The 22,199-nt window shown below is 71.8% G+C and carries 22 protein-coding genes; 13 read left to right on the top strand and 9 right to left on the bottom strand.

Features of this window, described 5'->3' with window-relative positions; all coding sequences use genetic code 11:
* Positions 1-70: 70 nt before the first annotated feature.
* The 8 genes from ACWCO8_RS06290 (at position 71) to ACWCO8_RS06255 (ending at position 9,467) form a co-directional block, all read left to right on the top strand.
* Complete coding sequence (locus ACWCO8_RS06290; RefSeq protein ID WP_451031192.1) at positions 71-1,327, top strand: extracellular solute-binding protein; 1,257 nt, start codon at positions 71-73, stop codon at positions 1,325-1,327.
* Positions 1,324-2,223 (top strand): carbohydrate ABC transporter permease, encoded by a 900-nt coding sequence (locus ACWCO8_RS06285; protein ID WP_451031191.1) that lies wholly within the window; start codon positions 1,324-1,326, stop codon positions 2,221-2,223. Before ACWCO8_RS06290 ends, ACWCO8_RS06285 begins: the two co-directional genes overlap by 4 nt.
* Positions 2,220-3,053 (top strand): carbohydrate ABC transporter permease, encoded by an 834-nt coding sequence (locus tag ACWCO8_RS06280; RefSeq protein WP_451031190.1) that lies wholly within the window; start codon positions 2,220-2,222, stop codon positions 3,051-3,053. Before ACWCO8_RS06285 ends, ACWCO8_RS06280 begins: the two co-directional genes overlap by 4 nt.
* An 11-nt stretch (positions 3,054-3,064) precedes the next feature.
* Positions 3,065-4,585 (top strand): beta-N-acetylhexosaminidase, encoded by a 1,521-nt coding sequence (locus tag ACWCO8_RS06275; RefSeq protein WP_451031189.1) that lies wholly within the window; start codon positions 3,065-3,067, stop codon positions 4,583-4,585.
* On the top strand, positions 4,582-6,036 hold the full coding sequence (locus ACWCO8_RS06270; protein WP_451031188.1) for a cellulose binding domain-containing protein: 1,455 nt from the start codon (positions 4,582-4,584) through the stop codon (positions 6,034-6,036). The genes ACWCO8_RS06275 and ACWCO8_RS06270 overlap by 4 nt, the downstream gene beginning before the upstream one ends.
* Before the next feature lie 206 nt (positions 6,037-6,242).
* Positions 6,243-7,493, top strand: coding sequence for an extracellular solute-binding protein (locus ACWCO8_RS06265; RefSeq protein WP_451031187.1), 1,251 nt, complete (start codon positions 6,243-6,245; stop codon positions 7,491-7,493).
* A gap of 286 nt (positions 7,494-7,779) precedes the next feature.
* On the top strand, positions 7,780-8,592 hold the full coding sequence (locus tag ACWCO8_RS06260; RefSeq protein WP_451031186.1) for a GNAT family N-acetyltransferase: 813 nt from the start codon (positions 7,780-7,782) through the stop codon (positions 8,590-8,592).
* Positions 8,589-9,467, top strand: coding sequence for a lysophospholipid acyltransferase family protein (locus ACWCO8_RS06255; RefSeq protein ID WP_451031185.1), 879 nt, complete (start codon positions 8,589-8,591; stop codon positions 9,465-9,467). Before ACWCO8_RS06260 ends, ACWCO8_RS06255 begins: the two co-directional genes overlap by 4 nt.
* Here ACWCO8_RS06255 and egtD read toward each other — a convergent pair.
* The 4 genes from egtD to egtA are packed head-to-tail and all read right to left on the bottom strand — an operon-like array spanning position 9,362 to position 13,663.
* Entirely contained in the window at positions 9,362-10,327 is a 966-nt protein-coding gene (gene egtD, locus ACWCO8_RS06250) for an L-histidine N(alpha)-methyltransferase (RefSeq protein WP_451031184.1), read from the bottom strand. The genes ACWCO8_RS06255 and egtD overlap by 106 nt on opposite strands.
* The gene (egtC, locus tag ACWCO8_RS06245) at positions 10,324-11,091 is read right to left on the bottom strand and encodes an ergothioneine biosynthesis protein EgtC (protein WP_451031183.1); all 768 of its coding nucleotides are present in this window, start codon (positions 11,089-11,091) and stop codon (positions 10,324-10,326) included. The genes egtD and egtC overlap by 4 nt, the downstream gene beginning before the upstream one ends.
* On the bottom strand, positions 11,091-12,407 hold the full coding sequence (gene egtB / locus ACWCO8_RS06240) for an ergothioneine biosynthesis protein EgtB (RefSeq protein ID WP_451031182.1): 1,317 nt from the start codon (positions 12,405-12,407) through the stop codon (positions 11,091-11,093). Before egtB ends, egtC begins: the two co-directional genes overlap by 1 nt.
* Positions 12,404-13,663 (bottom strand): ergothioneine biosynthesis glutamate--cysteine ligase EgtA, encoded by a 1,260-nt coding sequence (egtA, locus tag ACWCO8_RS06235; protein ID WP_451031181.1) that lies wholly within the window; start codon positions 13,661-13,663, stop codon positions 12,404-12,406. The genes egtB and egtA overlap by 4 nt, the downstream gene beginning before the upstream one ends.
* 183 nt (positions 13,664-13,846) lie before the next feature.
* Here egtA and ACWCO8_RS06230 point away from each other — a divergent pair, with 183 nt between their 5' ends.
* Both ACWCO8_RS06230 and ACWCO8_RS06225 read left to right on the top strand, forming a co-directional pair.
* Complete coding sequence (locus ACWCO8_RS06230; RefSeq protein ID WP_451031180.1) at positions 13,847-14,671, top strand: TIGR02452 family protein; 825 nt, start codon at positions 13,847-13,849, stop codon at positions 14,669-14,671.
* A gap of 126 nt (positions 14,672-14,797) precedes the next feature.
* Positions 14,798-14,962, top strand: coding sequence for a hypothetical protein (locus ACWCO8_RS06225; protein ID WP_362003070.1), 165 nt, complete (start codon positions 14,798-14,800; stop codon positions 14,960-14,962).
* Positions 14,963-15,022: 60 nt separating this feature from the next.
* Here ACWCO8_RS06225 and ACWCO8_RS06220 read toward each other — a convergent pair whose 3' ends face one another.
* The 4 genes from ACWCO8_RS06220 to ACWCO8_RS06205 all read right to left on the bottom strand — a co-directional run bounded on the left by ACWCO8_RS06220 (position 15,023) and on the right by ACWCO8_RS06205 (position 18,840).
* Positions 15,023-16,444, bottom strand: coding sequence for a flotillin family protein (locus ACWCO8_RS06220; RefSeq protein WP_451031179.1), 1,422 nt, complete (start codon positions 16,442-16,444; stop codon positions 15,023-15,025).
* 81 nt (positions 16,445-16,525) lie between these two features.
* Complete coding sequence (locus ACWCO8_RS06215) at positions 16,526-16,744, bottom strand: hypothetical protein (RefSeq protein ID WP_361967461.1); 219 nt, start codon at positions 16,742-16,744, stop codon at positions 16,526-16,528.
* 14 nt (positions 16,745-16,758) lie between these two features.
* On the bottom strand, positions 16,759-17,466 hold the full coding sequence (locus tag ACWCO8_RS06210; RefSeq protein WP_451031178.1) for an alpha/beta fold hydrolase: 708 nt from the start codon (positions 17,464-17,466) through the stop codon (positions 16,759-16,761).
* Positions 17,467-17,583: 117 nt separating this feature from the next.
* A complete protein-coding gene (locus tag ACWCO8_RS06205; RefSeq protein ID WP_451031177.1) occupies positions 17,584-18,840 on the bottom strand; it encodes an MFS transporter in 1,257 nt (418 codons plus the stop codon).
* A gap of 155 nt (positions 18,841-18,995) precedes the next feature.
* On the opposite strand from ACWCO8_RS06205, the gene ACWCO8_RS06200 reads away from it, so the two are divergent.
* The 3 genes from ACWCO8_RS06200 (at position 18,996) to ACWCO8_RS06190 (ending at position 21,711) form a co-directional block, all read left to right on the top strand.
* Positions 18,996-20,018, top strand: a complete 1,023-nt coding sequence (locus ACWCO8_RS06200; protein ID WP_451031176.1) for a LacI family DNA-binding transcriptional regulator — start codon at positions 18,996-18,998, stop codon at positions 20,016-20,018.
* Between the two features lie 70 nt (positions 20,019-20,088).
* Positions 20,089-20,358 (top strand): hypothetical protein, encoded by a 270-nt coding sequence (locus ACWCO8_RS06195; protein ID WP_362003080.1) that lies wholly within the window; start codon positions 20,089-20,091, stop codon positions 20,356-20,358.
* A gap of 165 nt (positions 20,359-20,523) precedes the next feature.
* Complete coding sequence (locus ACWCO8_RS06190) at positions 20,524-21,711, top strand: thiolase family protein (RefSeq protein ID WP_451031175.1); 1,188 nt, start codon at positions 20,524-20,526, stop codon at positions 21,709-21,711.
* 82 nt (positions 21,712-21,793) lie between these two features.
* On the opposite strand, the gene trxA is transcribed toward ACWCO8_RS06190, so the two are convergent.
* A complete protein-coding gene (gene trxA, locus ACWCO8_RS06185; protein ID WP_362003084.1) occupies positions 21,794-22,168 on the bottom strand; it encodes a thioredoxin in 375 nt (124 codons plus the stop codon).
* Between the last annotated feature and the right edge of the window lie 31 nt (positions 22,169-22,199).

Below are 22,199 nucleotides of genomic sequence, written 5' to 3'. Positions count from 1 at the left end.
TCCATGCCACCTTCTGGGCACGCAGCTGACCACTTGACCAATTGGTCAATCCTTCTTCTCCGAGGTGCCCGTGAAGATCAGCTCCCTCGCCGTCCCCGTCGCCCTCGCGACCACTCTCGCCCTCACCGTCACCGCCTGCGGCTCGACGGACGACCCGAAGGCCGGCGGATCCGGCAAGGTGACCGTCTGGATCATGAAGGACAGCGTCACCGACGACTTCCTCAGCCGCTTCCGCGCCGACTTCGAGGCGACGCACCAGGGCACCACGCTCGACATCCAGATCCAGGAGTGGGACGGCATTGGGGAGAAGGTCACGGCGGCCCTGGCCAGCAAGGACGCCCCCGACGTCATCGAGGTCGGCAACACTCAGATCGCCCAGTACGCGGCGAGCGGCGGCGTCCGCGACCTCAGCGACAAGGTCGCCGATCTGAACGGCGCCGACTGGCTGCCCGGACTCGCCGAGCCCGGCAAGGTCGACGGCAAGCAGTACGGCATCCCCTGGTACGCCGCCAACCGGGTCGTCATCTACCACAAGGACCTCTTCGCCCAGGCCGGCGTCACCGCCCCGCCGAAGACCCGCGCCGAGTGGCTCACCGTCACCGCCAAGCTCAACAAGGGCTCGACGCAGGGCATCTACCTGCCCGGACAGAACTGGTACGCCCTCGCCGGCTTCATCTGGGAGGACGGCGGCGACCTCGCCGTACCCGACGGCAAGGAGTGGAAGGGCGCCCTCGACACCCCGCAGGCGCTCGCGGGCATGGACTTCTACCGGCAGCTCCAGGCCCTCGGCAAGGGGCCGAAGGACTCCGACGAGGCCAAGCCCCCGCAGGCCGACGTCTTCGCCAAGGGCGACGTCGCCCAGATCATCGCCGTACCCGGCGGCGCGAAGATCGTCGAGGAGGCCAACCCGGCCCTCAAGGGCAAGCTGGGCTTCTTCCCGATCCCCGGCACGACCGCGGACAAGCCGGGCGCCGTCTTCACCGGCGGTTCCGACCTCATCGTCCCCGAGGCCTCCGCCCACCCCGAAGCCGCGTACGAGGTCGTCAAGGCGCTCGCCGGCGAGAAGTGGCAGACGGAGATGGCGAAGACGATGAGCTACGTCCCCAACCGCACCTCGCTCGCCCGCGTCATCCAGGACGACGAGGGCACCGCCGCCATGGCCGCGGGGGCGGCGCAGGGCCGGGCGACGCCCAACTCCCCGCAATGGGCGGCCGTCGAGGCCACCAACCCGATCAAGCAGTACATGACCGCCGTGCTCACCGGCACCGACCCGGCGCGGGCGGCCAAGGACGCGTCGGAGAGCATCACCAAGACCCTCGGCTCGTGAGCGGGCGGCGCCGGGCCGCGCTCTGGCCCTACCTCCTCGTCGCGCCGACCGTCCTCGGCGGCGCCCTGCTCCTCGGCTACCCCCTCGTCCGCAATCTGCTGATCTCCTTCCAGCACTACGGCATGGGCGAACTCATCAGGGGCGGCGCCCCGTTCGTCGGCCTCGCCAACTACCGGACCGTGCTCGCGGACCCGGAGTTCTGGGAGGTCGTCCGCCGCACCTTCTGGTGGACCCTGATCAATGTCGTCCTGATCATGGTGATCGGCACCCTCGTCGCGCTGATGATGCGCAGGCTCGGCCGGCGGATGCGGATCCTGGTGACGAGCGGGCTCGTCCTCGCCTGGGCCAGCCCGGTCATCGCCACCACCACCGTCTTCCAGTGGCTCTTCGCCTCCCGCCTCGGCGTCGTCAACTGGGTGCTCGTACGCCTCGGGTTCACCTCCTACGAGGGCTATTCCTGGCTCGCCGACGGCACCGCCGCCTTCACCGTGCTCGTCCTGCTGGTGGTGTGGCAGTCGGTGCCGTTCGCCGCGATCACCCTGCACGCGGCCCTGATGACGGTGCCCGAGGAGATCTACGAGTCGGCCCGGCTCGACGGCGCCGGGGCGGGGCGGATCTTCCGCTCGATCACCCTGCCCCTGCTCCGCCCGATCTTCGGCCTGGTGCTCTGCCTCGAAGTCATCTGGGTCTTCCGCTGCTTCGCCCAGATCTGGGCCGTCACCCGCGGCGGCCCCGGCGACGCGACGACCACGCTCCCCGTCTACGCCTACCGGGTGGCCCAGTCCCTGCACCGTTACGACCTCGGCTCGGCCGTCTCGACCCTGACCGTGCTCCTCCTGGTCGCCGTCCTGATCGCCTACTTCCGTCAGCTGTTCCGCCAGGAGGCCGACCGGTGACACCCCGCGCCCTGCGCCGCGTTCCCCTGAACACGGCCGCCTCGATCGTCTTCGTCCTCGCCGTCTTCCCCGTGTACTGGATGGTCCTGACGGCCTTCAAGCCCACCCCCGACATCCAGGCGGAGACCCCCGTCTTCCTGCCGACCTCCCTCACCCTGGAGCACTTCGCGCATGCCGTCGAGGCGGACGGCTTCTGGCTCTTCTGGCGCAACAGCCTGCTCGTCACCGCCGGTTGCGTCCTGCTCGCGCTGATCGTGGCGCTCGGCGCGGCCTTCGCGGTCGCCCGGATGCGCTGGCGCGGCCGGCGCGGCTTCGTCCTGATGGTCTTCGTCGCCCAAGTGGCGCCGTGGGAAGCGCTGTTGATCCCGATGTACGTCATCGCCCGGGACGCCGACCTGCTCGACCGGCTTGCCACCCTGACCCTGATCTACTTCATGATCACCCTGCCCTTCACCATCGTGACCCTGCGCTCCTTCCTCGCCGCCGTCCCCGCCGAACTCGAAGAGGCCGCGCAGGTCGACGGCTGCACCCGCGCCGAGGCGTTCCGCCGGGTCACGCTGCCCCTGCTCGCCCCCGGGCTCATGGCCACCTCGCTCTTCGGATTCATCACCGCCTGGAACGAGTTCGCCTTCGCCAACATGCTGATCATCAAGAACCAGGACGACCGGACCCTGCCGGTCTGGCTCTCCTCCTTCTCCAACGTCTTCGGCACCGACTGGGGCGCCACCATGGCCGCCTCCACCCTCTTCGCCCTGCCCGTCCTCGTCCTTTTCCTGGTCCTGCAGGGCCGGGTCGCCGCCGGGATGACCGGCGGAGCCGTGAAGGGATAGCGAGCCTCACCATGCGTACACTCCGCGCCCTCCGCACACCCCCGCTCGTGCCCGAACCCACCCAACTCACCGCACTGCCAGGCCGGTTCACCTTCGACGAGACCACCGCGCTCAGGGTCGCCCCCGGCGCCCACGGCGCCGCCGCACTGCTGCGCACCCTTCTCGGGCCGGCCACCGGGCTGCGGCTGCCCGAGCGCCCCGACGGGCCCGTCGTCCTCGCCGTCGACCCCGCTCTCACAGGCCTGGGCGACGAGGGCTACGGCCTGACCGTCGGCGAGCACGGCGTGCTCTTACGGGCCGCCACCCCACGCGGGCTGCTCGCGGGGGTCCAGACGCTCCGTCAACTCCTGCCCGTCGAGGCCCTGCTGGATCACCCGGTCGTCGGGGTCGAGTGGAGCGTGCCCTGCGTCCAGATCACCGACGTCCCCCGGTTCTCCTGGCGCGGCACCATGCTCGACGTCTCCCGTACGTTCCGGTCGATCGACTTCCTCCGGCGATACGTCGACCTGCTCGCCCTCCACAAGCTCAACGTCCTCCACCTCCACCTCACCGACGACCAGGGCTGGCGCATGCCGGTCGCCGCCCACCCCCGGCTCACCGAGATCGGCGGCCATCCGCACGGCGGCGCCTACACCCGCGCCGAACTCGCCGCCCTGGTACGGCACGCGGCCGAACGCGGGATCACCGTCGTTCCCGAGATCGAGATGCCCGGCCATGTCAGGGCCGCCCTCGCCGCCTACCCCTCGCTCGGCAACCGCCCGGACCGCCGGCTCCCCGTCTGGGACCGCTGGGGCGTCTGCGACACCGTCCTCGGCGTCCACGACGAGGCCCTCGACTTCTGCCGCGACGTCCTCGACGAGGTGATGGACGTCTTCCCCTCGCCGTACGTCCACATCGGCGGCGAGGAGTGCCCCACCACCGAGTGGCACGCCTCGCCCGCCGCCCTGCGGCGCGTCGCCGACGAGGGGCTCGACGGTCCGGACGCCCTGCACGGCTGGTTCATGGAGCGGATCGGCGGCCATCTCCTCGCCGCCGGCCGCCACCCGCTCGGCTGGACCGAGACCGGCGCCGACCTCCCTCCGTACTTCACCGTGATGCCCTGGCGCGACTCCGCCCACGGCCGCACCGCCGCCCGCCGGGGCCACGAGGTCGTCATGGCGCCGCACCGCTCCACCTACCTCGACTACCCCCAGTCGGCGAGCCCGGACGAGCCGCCCGGCCAGCCCGGAGCCGTCGTCGACCTGCGCACCGTGCTCCGCACCGACCCCGCGCCCGCGCACTGGAGCCCGGAGGAGAGCGCGCGCGTCCTCGGCACCCAGGCCCAGTTGTGGACGGAGTACGTCCCCACCGGAGCCCACGCCGAGTACCTGGCCTTCCCCCGGCTCTGCGCCCTCGCCGAGACCGCCTGGACCGGGCGCCGGGACTGGCCCGGCTTCCAGGCGCGGCTGCGCCACCACCGGACCCGGCTCGACACCCTCCGGGTGCCGCGCCGCCTTTCCCCCACCTCCGCGCAAGGAGAGGAAACCTCATGAGTGCCCGAACGAGCACCCGAACCAGCACCCGAACGAGCACCCGCCAGACGACACTGCGGATACGCGCCGCGCTCGCCGTCGCCGGCGTGACCGGCCTCGGCGCCACCGCCCTGACCGCGCTCCCGGCCGCCGCGGCCGGCGAGGCCGTCACCGTCCAGTACCGGCAGAGCGCCACCGGCGGCGACCAGGTCGAGCCCTGGTTCAAGGTGGTCAACTCCGGTTCGTCGAGCGTCCCGTTGAGCCAGGTGAAGCTGCGGTACTACTTCAAGGCCGACGCGGGAGCCTCGTACACCTACGCCTGCTCCTGGGCGGTGAAGGGCTGCGCGAACCTCACCGGCACCTTCGGCACCCTCGCCAACCCCACCGCGACCGCCGACCGCTATCTGGAGGTCGGCTTCACCGCCGGGGCCGGCAGTCTCGCCCCCGGCGCCGACACGGGCGACATGCAGCTGCGCTTCCACCGCTCCAACTGGCAGCCGCTGAACCAGAGCGACGACTACTCCTTCGGCCCGACGCAGACGACGTACGCGAACTGGAGCAAGGTCACCGCCACCGTCGGCGGCGTCCAGGTCTGGGGCACGGCGCCCGCGGGCAACGAGCCCACCCCGACGCCCACCGACCCGACCACCCCGCCGCCCACCGGAGGGGCCGCGCTCTTCGACGACTTCGACTACACCGGCCACACCGACCCGTCGATCGCCGCCCACGGCTGGAGCGTGCGGTCCAACTCCGGCGGCCCGGGCGTGCCCGGGGCCGGCTGGGCGCCCGAGAACGTGACCTTCGCCAAGGAGGGCACCAACTCGATCATGAACCTGCGGACCTCGACGGCCGGCACCGCCGAGTCGACCCGGCAGACCGAGATCCTCACCCGGTCCATGAAGTTCAGGAACGGTACGTACGCGGCACGGGTCAGGTTCTCCGACGCGCCGCTCTCAGGCCCGGACGGCGACCGGCTCGTGCAGACCTTCTTCACCATCAACGACCTCAAGGCGCCGATGGCCGACGACTACGCCGAATACGACTTCGAGTACCTGCCCAACGGCGGCTGGGGCGAGCCCGCGAACATCCTCTACACCACCTCGTGGGAGACCTACCGGCCCGACCCGTGGGAGGCCGTCAACCAGCACTCCGAGGTCCGCGCGAGCTACGCCGGCTGGCACGACCTCGTCCTGACCATCGACGACAGCACGATCGTCTACTACGTCGACGGCCAGGAGTTCGGCCGGCACGACGCCCGCTATCTGCCCGAACGCCCGATGTCCATCAACTTCAACCAGTGGATCATCGACCTCCAGGGCCAGACCTCGACCACACCCCGGTCCTACGACCAGAAGGTCGACTACGTCCTGCACGTGAAGGACCAGGTCCTCACCCCGGCGCAGGTGGCCGCCAGGATCGCGGCGTACCGCACGGCGGGCACGGCCTTCGAGGACTCCGTACCGGCCGTCTGACGTCACGGCCCACCCAGTCCTACCCGCGGTAACGGACGGGCGCGTGTCGCGCGCCCGTCCGGAACCGGAACGTCCGGGGCTTGACCGCTCCGTTGGTCCAGACCAGAATCCAACCCACACACCCGCACGAACACGCCGTTCGGTCCCCCCACGACGGGTCAGCTCCCCAACCGCAGTCCCTTCTTGGGACGCAGAAGGTGACCTACGTGAAGAACCGACACCTGGTCTGTCCGCTGGCGGCCGCCACCGCCCTGGCCCTCGCCGGCTGCGGACTCCTCCCCGGCTCCGGCGACGAGACCCGCACGGTCAACGTCTGGCTCATGCGGGACAGCGTCAGCGAGGACTTCCTGAAGCGCTTCACCGCCGACTACGAGGCCCAGCACAAGGGCGTCGAGCTGAAGTTCACCATTCAGGAGTGGACGGGCATCGGCAAGAAGGTCACCGAGGCCATCAAGGGGGAGGGCGGCCCCGACGTCATCGAGGTCGGCAACACCCAGGTCGCCCAGTACGCCGACACCGACAAGCTCTACGACCTGACCCTGGAGTCCATACGCGACCTCGGCAGCGCGGACTGGCTGCCCGGCCTCGCCGAGCCCGGCCGCATCGGCGGCTCCCAGTACGGCATCCCCTGGTACGCCGCCAACCGCGTGGTGATCTACCACAAGGACCTCTTCGCGCAGGCCGGCGTCACCAAGCCGCCCGCCACCCGGGCCGAGTGGCTCGAGGACACCGAGAAGCTCAACCGCAACGGCTCGCAGGGCATCTACCTCGCCGGTCAGGACTGGTACACGCTCTCCGGGTTCATCTGGGACGAGGGCGGCGAGCTCGCCGTGGACAAGGGCGGCGACTGGACCGGCGCTCTGGCCAGCCCCGCCGCGCTGCGCGGCATGGACTTCTACAAGGACCTGCAGTCGCTCGGCTCGGGACCCAAGAACGCGGACGAGCAGACGCCTCCCCAGGCCGAGGTCTTCGCCAAGGGCGACGTCGCCCAGATCATCGCCACCCCGAGCGCCGTCGCCGCCATCACCAAGGCCAACCCGGAGCTCGAGGACAAGCTCGGCTTCTTCCCGATACCCGGCAAGAAGGCCGGGCAGCCCTGCGCGGTCTTCACCGGCGGCTCCGACCTGATCGTCCCGGAGAACGCGCCGCACCGGAACGCCGCGATCGAGGTCGTCAAAGCCCTGGCCGGCGAGAAGTGGCAGACGGAGCTGGCCCGCGCCATGAACTACGTCCCCAACAAGACCTCCCTCGCCTCGGTCGTCGAGGGCCAGGAGGCCACCGCCGTCATGGCCGTCGGCGCCGCCCGCGGCAGGGCCACGCCCAATTCGCCCCAGTGGGCCGACGTCGAGGCGACCAACCCGATCAAGCCCTACATGACCGCCGTGCTCCAGGGCGAGGACCCGAAGAAGGCCGCCGAGGCGGCCTCGACGCAGATCACGGAGGCGCTCGCGGAGTAGCGGGGAGCCCGGTGCTGTCCGGCCTTGATCCGCCGGACAGCACCGAGTCGAACCGGCAGGCGGCGCGGGGTCCACCGACCAGCATTCAGCGCCTACACACCCGCGATCCCCCGAACGGTCATGTCGAATCCAATCGGCCACGGAAGAAGTAAGGAGCCGGACCACCGCTCACCCGGTCCGGCCCTCACCGTCCCCCTTCCGTACGCCGGAGGAGCCCGACATGCCCGCACCGTCACCCGCAGCCACTGTCGCACCCGCTGTCCCCGTCCCCGCCGGTCTCCCCCTCATGAGCGCCCCCCTGACGGGCGCCCCGCTCAGCGGGGTCCCGGCCCAGCCGCAGCCCCAGACCGCGGCCGCGCCTGCCGAGGAGCCCCGCTACATCGTCTGCCTCGCCCGCGACCAGGACGACGTCCGCGCCGCCCAGCGCCTGCGCCACCAGGTCTTCGCCGGAGAGATGGGTGCCCACCTCGACGGACCCGAGCCGGGCCTCGACATCGACGCCTTCGACGCCTACTGCGACCACCTGCTCGTCCGCGAGGAGACCACCGGCGAGGTCGTCGGCACCTACCGGGTGCTGCCGCCCGACCGCGCCCGGATCGCCGGCCGCCTCTACTCCGAGAGCGAGTTCGACCTCGGCCGCCTCGGCCCCATCCGCGACGACCTCGTCGAGGTCGGCCGCTCCTGCGTCCACCCCGCGCACCGCAACGGCGCCGTCATCGCCCTCATCTGGGCCGGGCTCGCCCGCTACATGACCCGCACCGGCCACAACTGGCTCGCCGGGTGCTGCTCGATACCGCTGAACGACGGGGGTACGCTCGCCGCCGCCACCTGGGACCGGGTCAAGGCCAAGCACCTCGCCCCCGAGGAGTACTGGGTCACCCCGCACAAGCTCTGGACCCCGGACGGGATCGCCCGCCCCGAGGGCCGCGTGGAGCTCCCGCCGCTGCTGCGCGGCTACATCCGGCTCGGGGCCTGGGTCTGCGGCGCGCCCGCCCACGACGTGGACTTCGGGGTCGCCGACCTCTACGTCCTGCTGTCGCTGCGCAACACCAACCCCCGCTACCTGAACCACTTCCTCTCCCTCGCCCCGGCGCAGTGACCACCGCCGGCCCCGTCTCCCCCTGGCTGCCGACGTCGCCGTGCGCGCCCGACCCCTGCGCACGGCACTCCGGCCCGGTCGCCGGGTCCGTTCTGGCGGTGCTCCGGCTGGTCGCGGGCATCGTCGCCGTCCTCGCCGGGGTGCTGCTCGCGCCCCTGGCGGCGCTGCTGCCGGCGGCGGGCCGGCAGGCGCTCGTCCGGGTGTGGTGCCGGCTGGTCCTCCGGTCCTTCGGCGTCCGGATCAAGGTCACCGGGGTCACCGTCCCGGCGGGCGCGCCGTTCCTGATCGTCGCCAACCACATCTCCTGGCTGGACATCCCGCTCGTCGCCTCCGTCCTCCCCGGGCGCATGCTCGCCAAGCGGGAGGTCCGGCAGTGGCCGGTGCTCGGCCCGCTCGCGGCGCGCGGCGGCACCCTCTTCATCGACCGCGACCGGCTGCGGGCCCTGCCCGGCACCGTCCGCGCGATGGCGGGGGCCATGTCCGGCGGGGGCCGGGTCATCGTCTTCCCCGAGGGCTCGACCTGGTGCGGCCGCGGCGGTGGCGCCTTCCGGCACGCGGCGTTCCAGGCGGCTCTCGACGCCTCCGTACCGGTGCTACCGGTACGGCTCGATTACCGGCCGGTCGGGCCCGCGGCCTTCGTGGGGGAGGATCCGCTGGGCGCCTCGCTCTGGCGGGTCGTCGCCGCCCGCGGACTCACCGCCGAAATTCGGATACTGGATCCCATATCCACGATCCAGTATCCGAACCGTCGTGCGCTCGCTCAGGCGGCTCAGCGCGCCGTCGCCAGCGACAGCGCGAACCGCCCTTCCTTGTCCGTCCACCAGCGGGTCAGCTCAAGCCCGGCCTCGGCCAGCTCCGCCCGCACACCCGCCTGACGGAACTTCGCCGACACCTCCGTCCGCATCTCCTCGCCCGCCTCGAACGGCACCACGAGATCCAGCTGCGGGATCTTCACGGTCAGCGCGTGCCGCGCCCGCAGCCGCATCTCGATCCACTCCCGCTCACGGTCCCAGCGCGCGACGTGCTCGAAGTCGTCCGGCTCGACGTCCGCCTCCAGTTCACGGGCGATCACGGCCAGCACGTTCTTGTTGAACGCCGCCGTCACCCCGGCCGCGTCGTCGTACGCGGCGACCAGCGTCGCCTCGTCCTTCACCAGGTCCGTGCCGAGCAGCAGCGCGTCGCCCGGCGCGAGCATCGCCCGTACCGAGCGCAGGAACGTTTCGCGCTCGGCCGGCAGCAGATTGCCGATCGTGCCGCCGAGGAACGCCACCAGACGCGGCCCCGGAGTCCCGGGCAGGGCGAGCCCCCGGGTGAAGTCGGCGACCAGGGCGTGGATGTGCATCTGCGGCCGGTCCACGAGCAGCGCGTCGGCCGCCCCCTTCAGCGCCGACTCGCTCACGTCCACCGGCACGTAGCTGTCCAGCTCCGGCAGCAGGGCGTCGATCAGGAAACGGGTCTTCTCCGAGGAGCCCGAGCCCAGTTCGACCAGGGTCCGTGCCCTCGTCGCCGCCGCGATCTCCGGCGCCCGGTCGATCAGGATCTCCCGCTCGGCGCGGGTCGGGTAGTACTCGGGCAGCCGGGTGATCTCCTCGAACAGTTCACTGCCGCGCGCGTCGTAGAACCACTTCGGCGGCAGCTCCTTGGGCGTACGGGTCAGTCCGTGGAGCACGTCGGCGCGGAGATCGGCCTCCGTGGCGTCCTCGGGAAGGGTGCGGGTCAGCTGGAACGGACTCACGAGGAGGGCTCCTTGAGCGAGGTGAGGGTGACGTCGGTACGGGTGGCGGTCAGCAGGGTGCGGTCCGGCACCTCGTGCCAGTGCGGATCGTCGTCGTACGGTTCGGAGGCGACGACCGTGCGGGCGGCGCCCGGCGGACCGGGCTCCGTCCGGTACCAGAGGGAGTCCCCCCAGGCGGTCGCCGCGATGGTGGCGCCGTCGGTGAGCAGCAGGTTCAGGCGTGACGCGGGGGCCGCCTCGGCAACCTCCACCACGGTGTCCCCGAGCGCCCGGTCCAGTCCGTCGCCCGCCCGCAGTCGGTGCAGCACCAGCGCCCACACCAGGGCCGAGTCGGTACGGGCCTCCAGGGACAGCAGCTCCTCGGCCGGGAGCGTCGCCGCCACGGGGGCGAGGGAGCCGGGCCAGCCCCGCACCGCCCCGTTGTGGCTGAACAGCCACGGCCCGGACGCGAACGGGGCCGCTGCTGCCTCCCCGTCCGCCCCCGGCACCGTCGCGTCCCGTACGGCCGCGAGGAACGCCCCGGCGCGCACCACGCGCGCGAGGTCCATGAACGGGGCGTCGGCCCAGATCGGCACGGCCCGCCGGTAGCGGGCCGGCACGGGATCCTCCTCGGCGTACCAGCCGACCCCGAAGCCGTCCGCGTTGACCGTGCCGTACCGCTGGCGGCGCGGCTCCCAGGACTGCCGGTACAGCGCGTGCGGCGGCTCCGTCAGCAGCTCGCCGAGCGCCACCGAAGGCCCCAGATACGCCAGATGACGGCACATCAGGTGAGCTCCGCGTCGCGTGCGGTCCGGAAGCCGGAGAAGATCTGCCGGCGCACCGGCAGGTCCCAGTTGCGGAACGTGCCCCGGCAGGCCACCGCGTCCACCGCGAACGACCCACCGCGCAGCACCTTGTGCGCGGGACCGAAGAACACCTCCGAGTACTCCTTGTACGGGAAGGCCGTGAACCCCGGGTACGGCAGGAAGTCGCTGGCCGTCCACTCCCACACGTCCCCGATCAACTGCCGTACCCCGAGCGGCGAAGCGCCCTCCGGGTAGCTGCCGGCCGGGGCGGGCCGCAGGTGCCGCTGACCGAGATTGGCGTGCTCGGGCGCAGGGTCGGCGTCGCCCCAGGGATAGCGGTGCGAACGTCCCGTCGACGGGTCGTGCCGGGCCGCCTTCTCCCACTCGGCCTCCGTCGGCAGCCTGCGCCCGGCCCAGCGGGCGTAGGCGTCCGCCTCGTACCAGCTGACGTGCACCACCGGCTCGTCCTCGGGCACCGGCTCCGTCACGCCGAACCGCCGCCGCGTCCACTGGGCGCCGTCCCGCCGCCAGAACAGCGGCGCGGCGATCCCGTGCTTGCGGATCTGCTCCCAGCCCTCCGCATGCCACCACCGCTCGTCCGTGTAGCCGCCGTCGGCCAGGAACGCCATGTAGGCGCCGTTGGTGACCGGCACGGTGTCGATGAAGAACGAAGGGACGACCCGGGTGTGCGCCGGACGCTCGTTGTCGAGCGCCCAGGCCTCGTCCGATGTACCCATCGTGAACGCACTACCGGGGACCAGGACTTCGGAGGGGAGCGGACCGGTCTCCGTCGCGGGCGGCGGGGGAGCGGTCAGCGCCTGAGGACCCTTCCGCAGCTGATGGGTGATCAACATGGTCTCGTCGTGCTGCTGTTCGTGCTGGGCGATCATCCCGAAGGCGAACGCCGCCTCCACCAGCGGCCGGCCCTCCAACGGGGTCCGCTCCAGGACGTCCAGGACCCGGCCCCGTACGTCCGAGGCGTACGCGCGGGCCTCGGCCGGCGGCAGCAGCGGCAGCGTGGGGCGCGTGGCGCGGGGGTGCTCGAAGGCGTCGTAGATCGAGTCGATCTCCGGGCGCAGCGCGTCACGTCCCGCGACCGCCCGCCACAGCCACTGCTCCTCCTGGTTGCCGATATGGGCCAGGTCCCACACCAGCGGCGACATCAACGGGGAGTGCTGCGCGGTGAGTTCGTCGTCCTCGACACAGGAGGTGAGCAGCGCGGTACGGGCCCGCGCGGTGGTGAGCGCGTCCAGCGCCCGCGCCCGCAGGGCCGACGGGTCGTCGGTCACGGTCATGACGCCACCTCCAGGAGATCGTCGGCGGGACAGCTGCCGGGCAGGACATAGCGCTCGTGGAAGGCGGCCACGGCGGCGACGACGGCCGGGCTCGCGCCGATCCGGGGCAGCGCGTCGAGCGCCGCCGGGAACGCGACGAGAGCCGCGGCGTGCAGTTCGGTGTCCTTGAGGCCGTCCTTGGCCGCCGCGAGCCAGAGCGGATTACGGGGAGCGGCCACCGAACCCGCCCGCTCCGCGAGGGGCTTGACCGCCCGGTAGACCGTCTCGGCCGCCTCCGGGTCCTCGAAGAGCGCCGTGGTCACGGCCACCGGCACGACCCAGCCGTCAGGACCGGGCTGAGCGTCGATCATCCGCAGCTCCAGATGCCCGCGCGGTCGCACCGGCGGGAAGAGAGTGGTCATGTGGTAGTGCAGATCGTCCACGTCGGCAGGCCGGGGACGCCCGGTGCGCAGCCACTCCCGGAAGGTCAGCCCCTCCGGCACGGCCCACGGCGCGTCCTCGCCCCGTACGCACATCACCGGGGTGTCGAGGACGTGCGCCGCCCAGGCGTCGCGCGGCTCGCGGTCCGGGTCGGGGGCGAGCGCCCGCGCCGGGTCGAGGTCGGTCCACAGGGCCTGCCGGGTCGAGCGCCATCCGGTCCGGCGTCCGCCGTGGAGCGGAGAATTCGCGAACGCGGCCACGAGCACCGCGCCCAGCAGATGGGCCAGCTGCCAGCGGCGGTGGTAGCCGAGCGGACCCGGTTCCTCGTGACCGGCGTCCAGGCAGACCTGCACCGACGCCGAGTCGCGCATCATGGCCCGCCCCGCGGGGCCCGTACGGTCGAGGGCGGTCTCCATCGCGTCGTAGCGGGGCTCGCGCAGGAGCCGCTCGCGCGGCGCGTTCCAGGGGTCGACCCCGTATCCGCTGAGAGTGAGTCCGAGAGGGGAGAGCGCGTCACGCACCGTGCGCAGATCGGCCGAGAGAGTGTCGACGCAGCTCATGAGGGAGTCGGCGGGAGGCGAGCTGAGCTCCAGCTGTCCGCCGGGTTCGAGGGTGAGCGACGAGGCGAGGGGCAGGGACCGTACGGCGTCGAAGGCCGGAGCCAGCCGTTCGGCCGGGACGGGGAGCCGCGGGTCGCGCAGCTCGTGGACGAGCCATTCCACCTCCACCCCGACGGTGCGGGGTGGGCCCGTCTTGAAGCAGATACATCGCAGCAGGCCTTCCGCCTCGTCCTCGTTGATGGCGGGACCGCTCCGCGGTATACCGCTCGGCGACATGTCGTTCCCTCCTGTTCCTGTTCCTGTTCCTGTTCCTTGTTCCGACAGGTGTTCCTATGGGGCGCCCTCATAGGCGCTGATTCCACCTAAAGCCACCGCCGACGGGCGTGCAAGAGCGCCTCATCGGCCTCAGGGTGAATAACCCGTTGCCCCCGGAGTGCGGAGTCGATCATGCTTCCGGGCATGAGCGCACGACTGCGGGGGATCGCGAAGCAGACCGAGGAGATCGTCGAGGCGGGCCGGTACCGGGCCCCCGGCGGCCGGTCCGTCTCCCTCGAGGAGGAGCTGAGCGCCGCGGTGGCCGGAACCAGGATGTACGGCCCCGGTCCCGTCCCCGTGACCCCCGACACCGACCGCGCCACCGCGATCGAGGTCACCGACGAGAGCAGCCTGGTCGCCGCCCGCCGGCTGACCCGGGCCGATCCGGCCGCCCCGGTCGCCGTCCTGAACTTCGCCTCCGCCCGCAACCCCGGAGGTGGCTATCTGAACGGCGCCCAGGCCCAGGAAGAGGCGGTCTGCCGGGCCTCCGCCCTCTACACCACCCTCCTGCGCGCCCCCGAGTTCTACGCGCACCACCGGGCCGAGAAGGATGCCTTCTACACGGACCGCGTGATCCTCTCGCCCGGCGTCCCGGTCTTCCGCGACGACCGCGGCGGACTCCTGGACGAGCCGTTCACGGTCGGCTTCCTCACCTCGCCCGCCCCCAACGCGGGCGTCGTCCGGCGGCGGACCCCGGACCTGGCCGAACGGATTCCGGCCGCCCTCGCCGCCCGTGCCGAGCGGGTCCTGGAGACCGCCGTCGCGGGTGGTTACCGGCGGCTCGTCCTCGGCGCCTGGGGGTGCGGTGTCTTCCAGAACGACCCGGCCGAGGTCGCCGAGGCGTTCCGGGCGCTGCTCACCGACGGTGGCCGCTTCGCGGGCCACTTCGACGAGATCGTCTTCGCGATCCTCGACCGCACGGCCGGTCGGGCGACACTCGGCGCGTTCCAGGACGTCCTCGGTACCTGACCGGCGGAGCTCCTGACCGGCACCGTCCCTGACATGCGGTGCTCGTACTCGCGTGCGAGGCTGAAAACGGCCCCAGAGGCCGAAAACTGCCCCAGCGTCCGAGTACCGCTGTCAGGAGGCACGATCGTGGGCAAGAAACAGACCCGGGTGAACAAGGGCGCCCGTACGGGCGGCCACGAACACCGGACCGAAGCGGCGGCGAAGGAATCGACACCGGTCGTGCGGGAGACGCCGCGGCCGATCATCGAGCAGGTCTCCCACAAGAAGGAACGGAAGTTCGGCCACAACTGACCTTCCGCTCGCCACGACCGGGGCCCGGCGCCATCACGGCACCGGGCCCGGCCCTCAGGGCTACGCCTCGTCGGCGAGCGGGATGGATTCCACCGGGGGAGCCGGCGCGGCCGCGCCGTTCAGCTTCAGCGCGGGCGCTTCCGCCGCTGCCGCCGCCGGGCTCATGTTCGCGAGCAGCTGCCGGGCGAGACCCAGACCCGTCCCGCCCATGGTCAGGGCCTTGGCGAACATCTCGGCCATGCCGTCCGCGCCGTTCAGCAGGATCATCTGATCCACGTTGCCGAAGGCCGACGCACCGGCCTCGACGATTTCCGGCCACTTCTCGGCCAGCTGCTGAGCGACCACGGCCTCCTGGTTCTCGGCCAGGGCCGCCGCCCGCGCCTTGATCGACTCGGCCTCGGCGAGACCCTTCGCCCGGGTCGACTCGGCCACGGCGAGCCCCCGCGCCTGCTGGGCCGCCGCCTCCGCCTCACCCGTCAGCCGGGTCGCCGTCGCCCGCGCGGCGCTGGCGAGCTCGGTCTCCTTCGCCTCCGCCTGCGCCGCCGAGATCCGGGCGTCGCGCTCGGCGTCGGCACGGGTCCGGGTCTCGTACGCCTTCGCGTCCGCCGGCTTGCGGACGTCCGCCTGGAGCTGCTGCTCCTTGCGGTGCGCCTCCAGCTCCGCGACCCGGGTCTCCTGGACGACGACCTCCTGCCGCGCCCCCGCCTCGGCCAGCGGCCCGGCCTGCCGGGCCTTCGCGGACGCCTGGTCCCGCTCCGCCTGGTAGCCGGCCTGCAGGATCTCGCTGTCCCTGGTGGCCTCCGACATCCGCGCCGCGGCCTGCTGCTCGGCCTCGGTGGCCCGCCGGTTGGCCTCGGCCTGCGCGATCCGGGCGTCCCGCTGGACCGCCGCCGCGTGCGGCGCGGCCAGGTTCTTGATGTACCCCGTCGGGTCCTCGATCTCGTGGATCTGCAGCGAGTCGACGATCAGACCGAGCTTCTCCATCTCCGTGCCACAGGCCGAACGCGCCTGCCCGGTCAGCTTCTCCCGGTCACGGATCATGTCCTCGACCGTCAACCCGCCGACGATGGCGCGGAGATGACCGGCGAAGACGATGTGCACACGCTCCGACATGAGCTTCTGCTGGTCGAGGAAACGGCGGGCGGCGTTGGCGATCGACACGAAGTCGTCACCCACCTTGAAGATCACCACACCCCGGACCTTGAGCGGAATGCCCTGGTGGGTCACGCACTCCACCTGCAACTGCGTCTCGTTGAGGTCGAGCGACAGCTTCCGTACCGCCTGGACGCCCGGCATCACGAGCGTGCCGCGACCGGTGACGATCCGGAAGCCCATGCCTTCGCCGAGCCCCTCCATCTTGTGGTTGGAACCGGAGATGATCAGCGCCTCGTTCGGTTCGGCGACGCGCCACATGAGTTTGAACAGTGCGATGAGGACGAGGACGGCGACGACCACGCCGCCCGCCACGATGCCGATGGCCATGGGCAGCTCCCCCTTCACCGGAGCCGTGCGGATCCGGTGAAGGGAGTGTGCGCCTCGACGGACGAGCGCTCAACGCTTCGGTCAACTGTCGTACGCGGCTGTGACATACACGGTGCGTGGAGGGAGATGTTCCACGACCATCACGACCGTTCCGGGATGGATCCGCTCCTTGGCGTCGGCCGCGTACGCGAGGAAGTGCTCGGCGCCGCCCCGGATCCGGACGATCACCTCGCCGACGAGGCCGGGCCCGACGGTGCCGGTCACCCGGCCGAGCAGGCCCACCATCGAGACGTCGTCCATGACCACACGGTACGTCAGATCCAGCCCTCCAGGGCGGCCATGAACCCGTCGAAATCGTCACGGTGGATCGTGTGTCCCGCGCCGACTACGGTACGGACGTCGAAGCCGCGCTCCTCCAGCATCCGCGCGTTCTCCGGCGAGACCAGCCAGCTCGGGTCGGACAGCGTGACCAGCGCGGGGACGACGGGCTTCGCGGGCCACAGATCACGGCCCACGCACGCCGCGAGTCCGTGGGTGGAACGCTCGTCCCAGAGCCGCAAGGTGGCCATCTCGACGTCGAGATCCTCCTCCTCCCAGCGGGGGTTGAACATCGCGATGTGCTCCCGCGCGAGCGACTTCGCCGCGACGAACAGCTCCATGCGGTCGCCCGTGTCCCCGGCCGACATGTGCCAGGCCGGATCCACGTACACGGCGCGCCGCGGCGCGAGCCGGTCGACGGCGCCGGCCAGGGCCAGCCCGCCGAGCGAGTGACCGAGCGCCAACTCGGCCCGGGCGGGCAGGGTTTCGACGAGATCGTCGGCGTAGTCCCCGGGTCCGTACCCCTCGGGCCCGGCCGCCCGGCCGCTCGCGCCGTGACCGCGCAGATCCACCGCGATCACCCGGTAGCCGCGCTCGGCCAGCGCCGGTCCGACCCGGCGCCAGGTGCGGTGGTCGGACATGATCCCGTGGATCAGGAGCGCGATCCGGTCACCGGATCCCCAAGTACGGGTGTTCAGCAGCACGTCAAGGCCTCTCGCGGATCGGGCGTACGGGTCGTACGGGTGGCCCGACGAGCGTACGGGTGTGTGCGCGTACGGAATCGGCCCACCCCGGCCCGACCCGGCCCGCGCGCCCCGGGCTCAGCGCACGCCGCGGATCGGACGCACGGCGAGCGCCCCGAGGACCGAAAGGACGGCCGCGACCAGGAAGAGGGTCGTGTACCCGCCGCTCAGCGAGACGACGAGCGAGGCGACGAACGGTGCGACGATCTGCGGCCCCGCGTTGGCGACGTTGAGCACACCCATGTCGCGGGCCGCGTCCTCCGCCTTCGGCAGCACCATGGTCACCAGCGCCGTGTCGACCGCCATGTAGCAGCCGAATCCGAGGCCGTTGACGGCGGAGAAGGCGAGCATCGCGGTCCAGCTCGACGAGACGGCCGGGATGACCAGCGCGACGGCGGCCAGCGCGGCGGAGGCGCCGACGAAGAGCTTGCGGCGGTCGTAGCGGTCGGAGAGCCAGCCGCCCAGGACGGTGGAGACCACCATGGCCACGGAGTTGAGCGGCATGAGGATCGCCACGGCCTCCTCGGGAGAGAGCCCGGCCGGCAGGTCGGTGTGGTCCTTGAGGATGTACAGCTGGAAGCCGGCGACCGCGAAGTAGCCGAGGACGAGCAGCGCGCGGCCGATGAACGCCCAGCGGAAGTCGTGGTCCTTGAGCGCGCTGCCGAAGGCGGCGAGCTGCTGCTTCACGGGCAGCGGCGCCTTGGCGGGCATCCGCTCCTCACGGGCGAAGGTGGTGAACAGGACGGCGGTGGCCGCCACGATCACGCCGAAGACCAGGTACCCGGTGCGGTAGTTCTCCGAGAACGCGGCGCCGACAAGGGCGCCGATGGTGGAACCGATCGGCAGACCGAGCCCGACGGCCGCCGAGGCCTTGCCGCGCGCGGCGAAGGGGACCCGGTCGGGCACGACGGAGGTGATCGCGGCCTGGTAGATGTTCATGACGGCCTGGCCCAGACACCAGGCGATGAGCACGAGCAGGATCGTATGCACGCTGCCGAGCAGGAACATCACCGGTATCGCGAGTAGACCGCCCGCCAGGATCCACGGGTTGCGGCGGCCCGAGCGGTCCGACAGTGCGCCGGCGACCGGGTTGAAGATCGTCGCGAAGATCGCGGAAACGCCGGAGATCAGACCGAAGTTGGCCACCTTGTTCGCCGGGTCGATGTCCTCGATCTGCAGCGCGAGCAGCAGTCCGGGCACGCCGACGTAGAGCGCGTACATCGCCGTGTTCCCGGCGAGGAGCAGGGGCAGCAGCCCACGGGTGGGCCGGGGGCCCGACGGGGCCTCGGCTCCGGTGGTGCCGACTCTTCCGGATTCGGAGGAGGAAAGGGCCACGTTGCCCTCCTGGTGAAGATCGCCCGGTGCGGGGGCGAGAGCGGAAGTTTCGAGAGAGTTACACGTGTCACTGACGCGTGTAATCACTGTGTAGCACTCGAATCCGGCCATCCGCCAGACTCGGGGCCGGATTGTTCTGGAAAGATGCCGGAGCGATGAGCCAGTCACCCAAACAGTCCGCCGAACGTCCCGTCCCGACGAGCGCCGATGTGGCGCGGCTCGCGGGCGTCTCCAGAGCCACCGTCTCGTACGTCCTGAACAACACGGCGGCCGTACGGATCAGCGAGCCGACCCGGCAGCGGGTCCGCGACGCGGCCGAGGAGCTGGGGTACGTCCCGCACGCCGCCGCCCGCAGCCTGCGCGCCGGTCACAGCCGGATGGTCCTGCTGCCCACCGCGCACGTGCCGATCGGCCCCCTGTACAGCCAGTTCTTCAACGAGTTGCAGTGGGCCCTGCGCCGCCTCGACTACACCGTCGTGCAGTACGGCAGCCTCGGGCTCGAGGGGGACGAGGCCGCGCGCGCCTGGGCGGAGCTCCGGCCCGTGGCGGTGGTCTCGCTGGGGGAGGTCCAGCTCTCCCCGGGCGGTGTGGAGATCCTCAAGCGCTCCGGCGCCAAGGCCGTCATCACTGTCGGCCCGCACCGCGTCGAGGGCGCGCACGCCCTGGTCATGGACCAGGGGAGGGTGGGGCGGGTCGCCACCGAGCACCTGGTGGAGCGCGGGCGGCGCCGGATCGGCGTGGTGCTCCCCGAGGAGCCGGGCCTGGAGATGTTCTCCGGACCCCGCCTCGACGGCGCCCGCCAGGCGGTGGCGGGGACCGACGCCACCGTCGTACCGCTGCCGCTGCGGTACGAGGAGGGGGCGGCCAACGCACTCGCGGGGCGCTGGCGCGACCTGGGCCTCGACGCGGTGTTCGCGTACAACGACGAGTACGCGATGCTGCTGATGCGCGCGCTCCAGGACGCGGGGATCGACATCCCCGGGGAGACGGCCGTCGTGGGCTCGGACGATCTGCTCCTCGGGCGGCTGCTGCGGCCCCGGCTCACGACCGTGGAGATCGACATGGTCATCGGCCGGCACCTGGCCGAGCTGGTCGACAGCGCCGTCCGCGACCCCGAGGCCACCCCGCGCGCGCAGGAGCTGATGGCCTCGCGGGTGATCCCCCGGGAGTCCAGCTGATCCCGGGCCTTTCACGGCGGGCGTGCTGTCGTGGCGGGCGCCCGGGGGCGAAGCGGCTTAGCGTCGAAGCATGAGCACACTGCCGCGGCGTTTCGAGATCCTGCTCGTTTCCGAGCACGTGGAGGACCGGGGCGGCGCGTCCGTGGAGGACAGCGCGGTCCGGTCGGCGGTCGTGGAGGCCACGGGCCGGACGGGCTCCTCGGGCTACCCGCGCTACGAGGGGCACGGCATCGCCGCCGACATCGACCCCGAGACGCGTACCGTCGAGGCGCTCCTGGTCGACGGCCGCGAACTGGACTACGGCCTGACGGCGCTGGTCCGGCCGGCGCCGGCGGCGTGACCGGGTTCTTTCGCCCACCACGTATCGCCGCTCGGCACCGTTGACAGGAACCCACGCCGGGCGGAGACTCTGCGCGCACGTCAACGAAGGAAAATTCACCAGGCGAACGCACGGGTGGGCGGTCGGTCGAAGAGGACCGTCCCCAGGGCACGTGGGAGAGAACCGATGAGCATCCGCGACGTCTACATCGTCGACGCCGTCCGCACCCCGATCGGCAGGTTCGGAGGCGCGCTCTCCGCCGTACGCCCCGACGACCTCGCCGCCCACGTGGTCAGGTCGCTCGTGGACCGCGTACTCGCGCTCGACCCGGCCCGGATCGACGACGTCTACTTCGGTGACGCCAACGGTGCCGGCGAGGACAACCGCGACGTGGCCCGCATGGCCGTCCTGCTCGCGGGCCTCCCCACCTCCGTCCCCGGCGTGACCCTCAACCGCCTGTGCGGCTCCGGCCTGGAGGCGGTGATCCAGGCCGCGCGCGCCATCGCGCTGGGCGACGCGTCCGTGGCGATCGCGGGCGGCGTCGAGTCGATGTCCCGCGCGCCCTGGGTCATGCAGAAGCCCGAACGCGCCTTCCCGGCCGGCCACCAGCAGATGTACTCCACGACCCTGGGCTGGCGCATGACCAACCCGCGCATGCCCGCCGAGTGGACGGTCTCGCTCGGCGAGGGCGCGGAGCTCGTCGCCGACAAGCACGCCCTCACCCGCGAGCAGCAGGACGCCTTCGCCCTGGCCAGCCACCGCAAGGCGGCCGAGGCGTGGGGCAAGGGGCTGTACGACGGTGAGGTCGTGCCGTACCCGGGGGTGGAGCTGACCCGCGACGAGTGCATCCGCGACACCACCTCCATGGAGGCCCTCGCCAAGCTGAAGCCCTCCTTCCGGAGCGAGGGCGGCACCGTGACGGCGGGCAACGCCTCGCCGCTCAACGACGGCGCCGCGGCCCTGCTCCTCGTCGACGAGGAGGGCCTGCGGGAGACCGGTCGCGAGCCGCTCGCCCGGATCCGCGCCTCCGCGGTCACCGGAATCGAGCCGCAGCTCTTCGGGCTCGGGCCCGTGGAGGCCGTCCGGCGCGCGCTGGACAAGGCGGGTCGCTCCTTCGCCGATCTGACGACCTTCGAGCTGAACGAGGCGTTCGCCGCCCAGTCCCTCGGCTGCCTCGCCGAGTGGCCGGAACTCGACCCGGAGATCGTCAACCCGCGCGGCGGCGCCATCGCCATCGGGCACCCGCTGGGCGCATCCGGGGCGCGGCTCGCGGGCGCGGTGGCCCACCAGTTGGCGGCGGCCGGCTCGGGAACGGGGCTCGCGGCCCTGTGCATCGGCGTCGGCCAGGGTCTCGCGCTCGTCCTGGAGCGCTGACCGGACGCAGCGTCGGGCAGACGAAGCGGGGGCGGTACGGGAACTCCCGTACCGCCCCCGCATGGTGCTGCCGCAGCCGCCCCTACTGGCCCTGCTGCTGCTTCGCGTCCTCGATGGACTTGCGCACCTCGTCCATGTCCAGCTTCCGCGCTTGGCCGATCACGTCCTCCAGAGCCGCCTCCGGCAGCGCTCCGGGCTGGGCGAACACGGCCACGTTGTCACGGACGATCATCAGCGTCGGGATCGAGCGGATCTCGAACGCGGCGGCCAGCTCCTGCTGCGCCTCGGTGTCCACCTTGGCGAAGACCAGGTCCTCGTGGCGCTCGGAAGCGGCCTCGAAGACCGGCGCGAACTGGCGGCACGGACCACACCAGGAAGCCCAGAAGTCGATCAGAAGGAAGCTGTTCTCGCTCACGATCTGGTCGAAGTTGTCCTTGGTGAGCTCGACAGTGCTCATGTTTTCTACCTCTCCGGGTCTCCTGGCGGGT

It is taken from the genome of Streptomyces sp. NPDC001927 (genome assembly GCF_053594455.1).
Note: the sequence above shows the minus strand (reverse complement) of the source record. Positions and strands in the feature narration are given on the sequence as shown.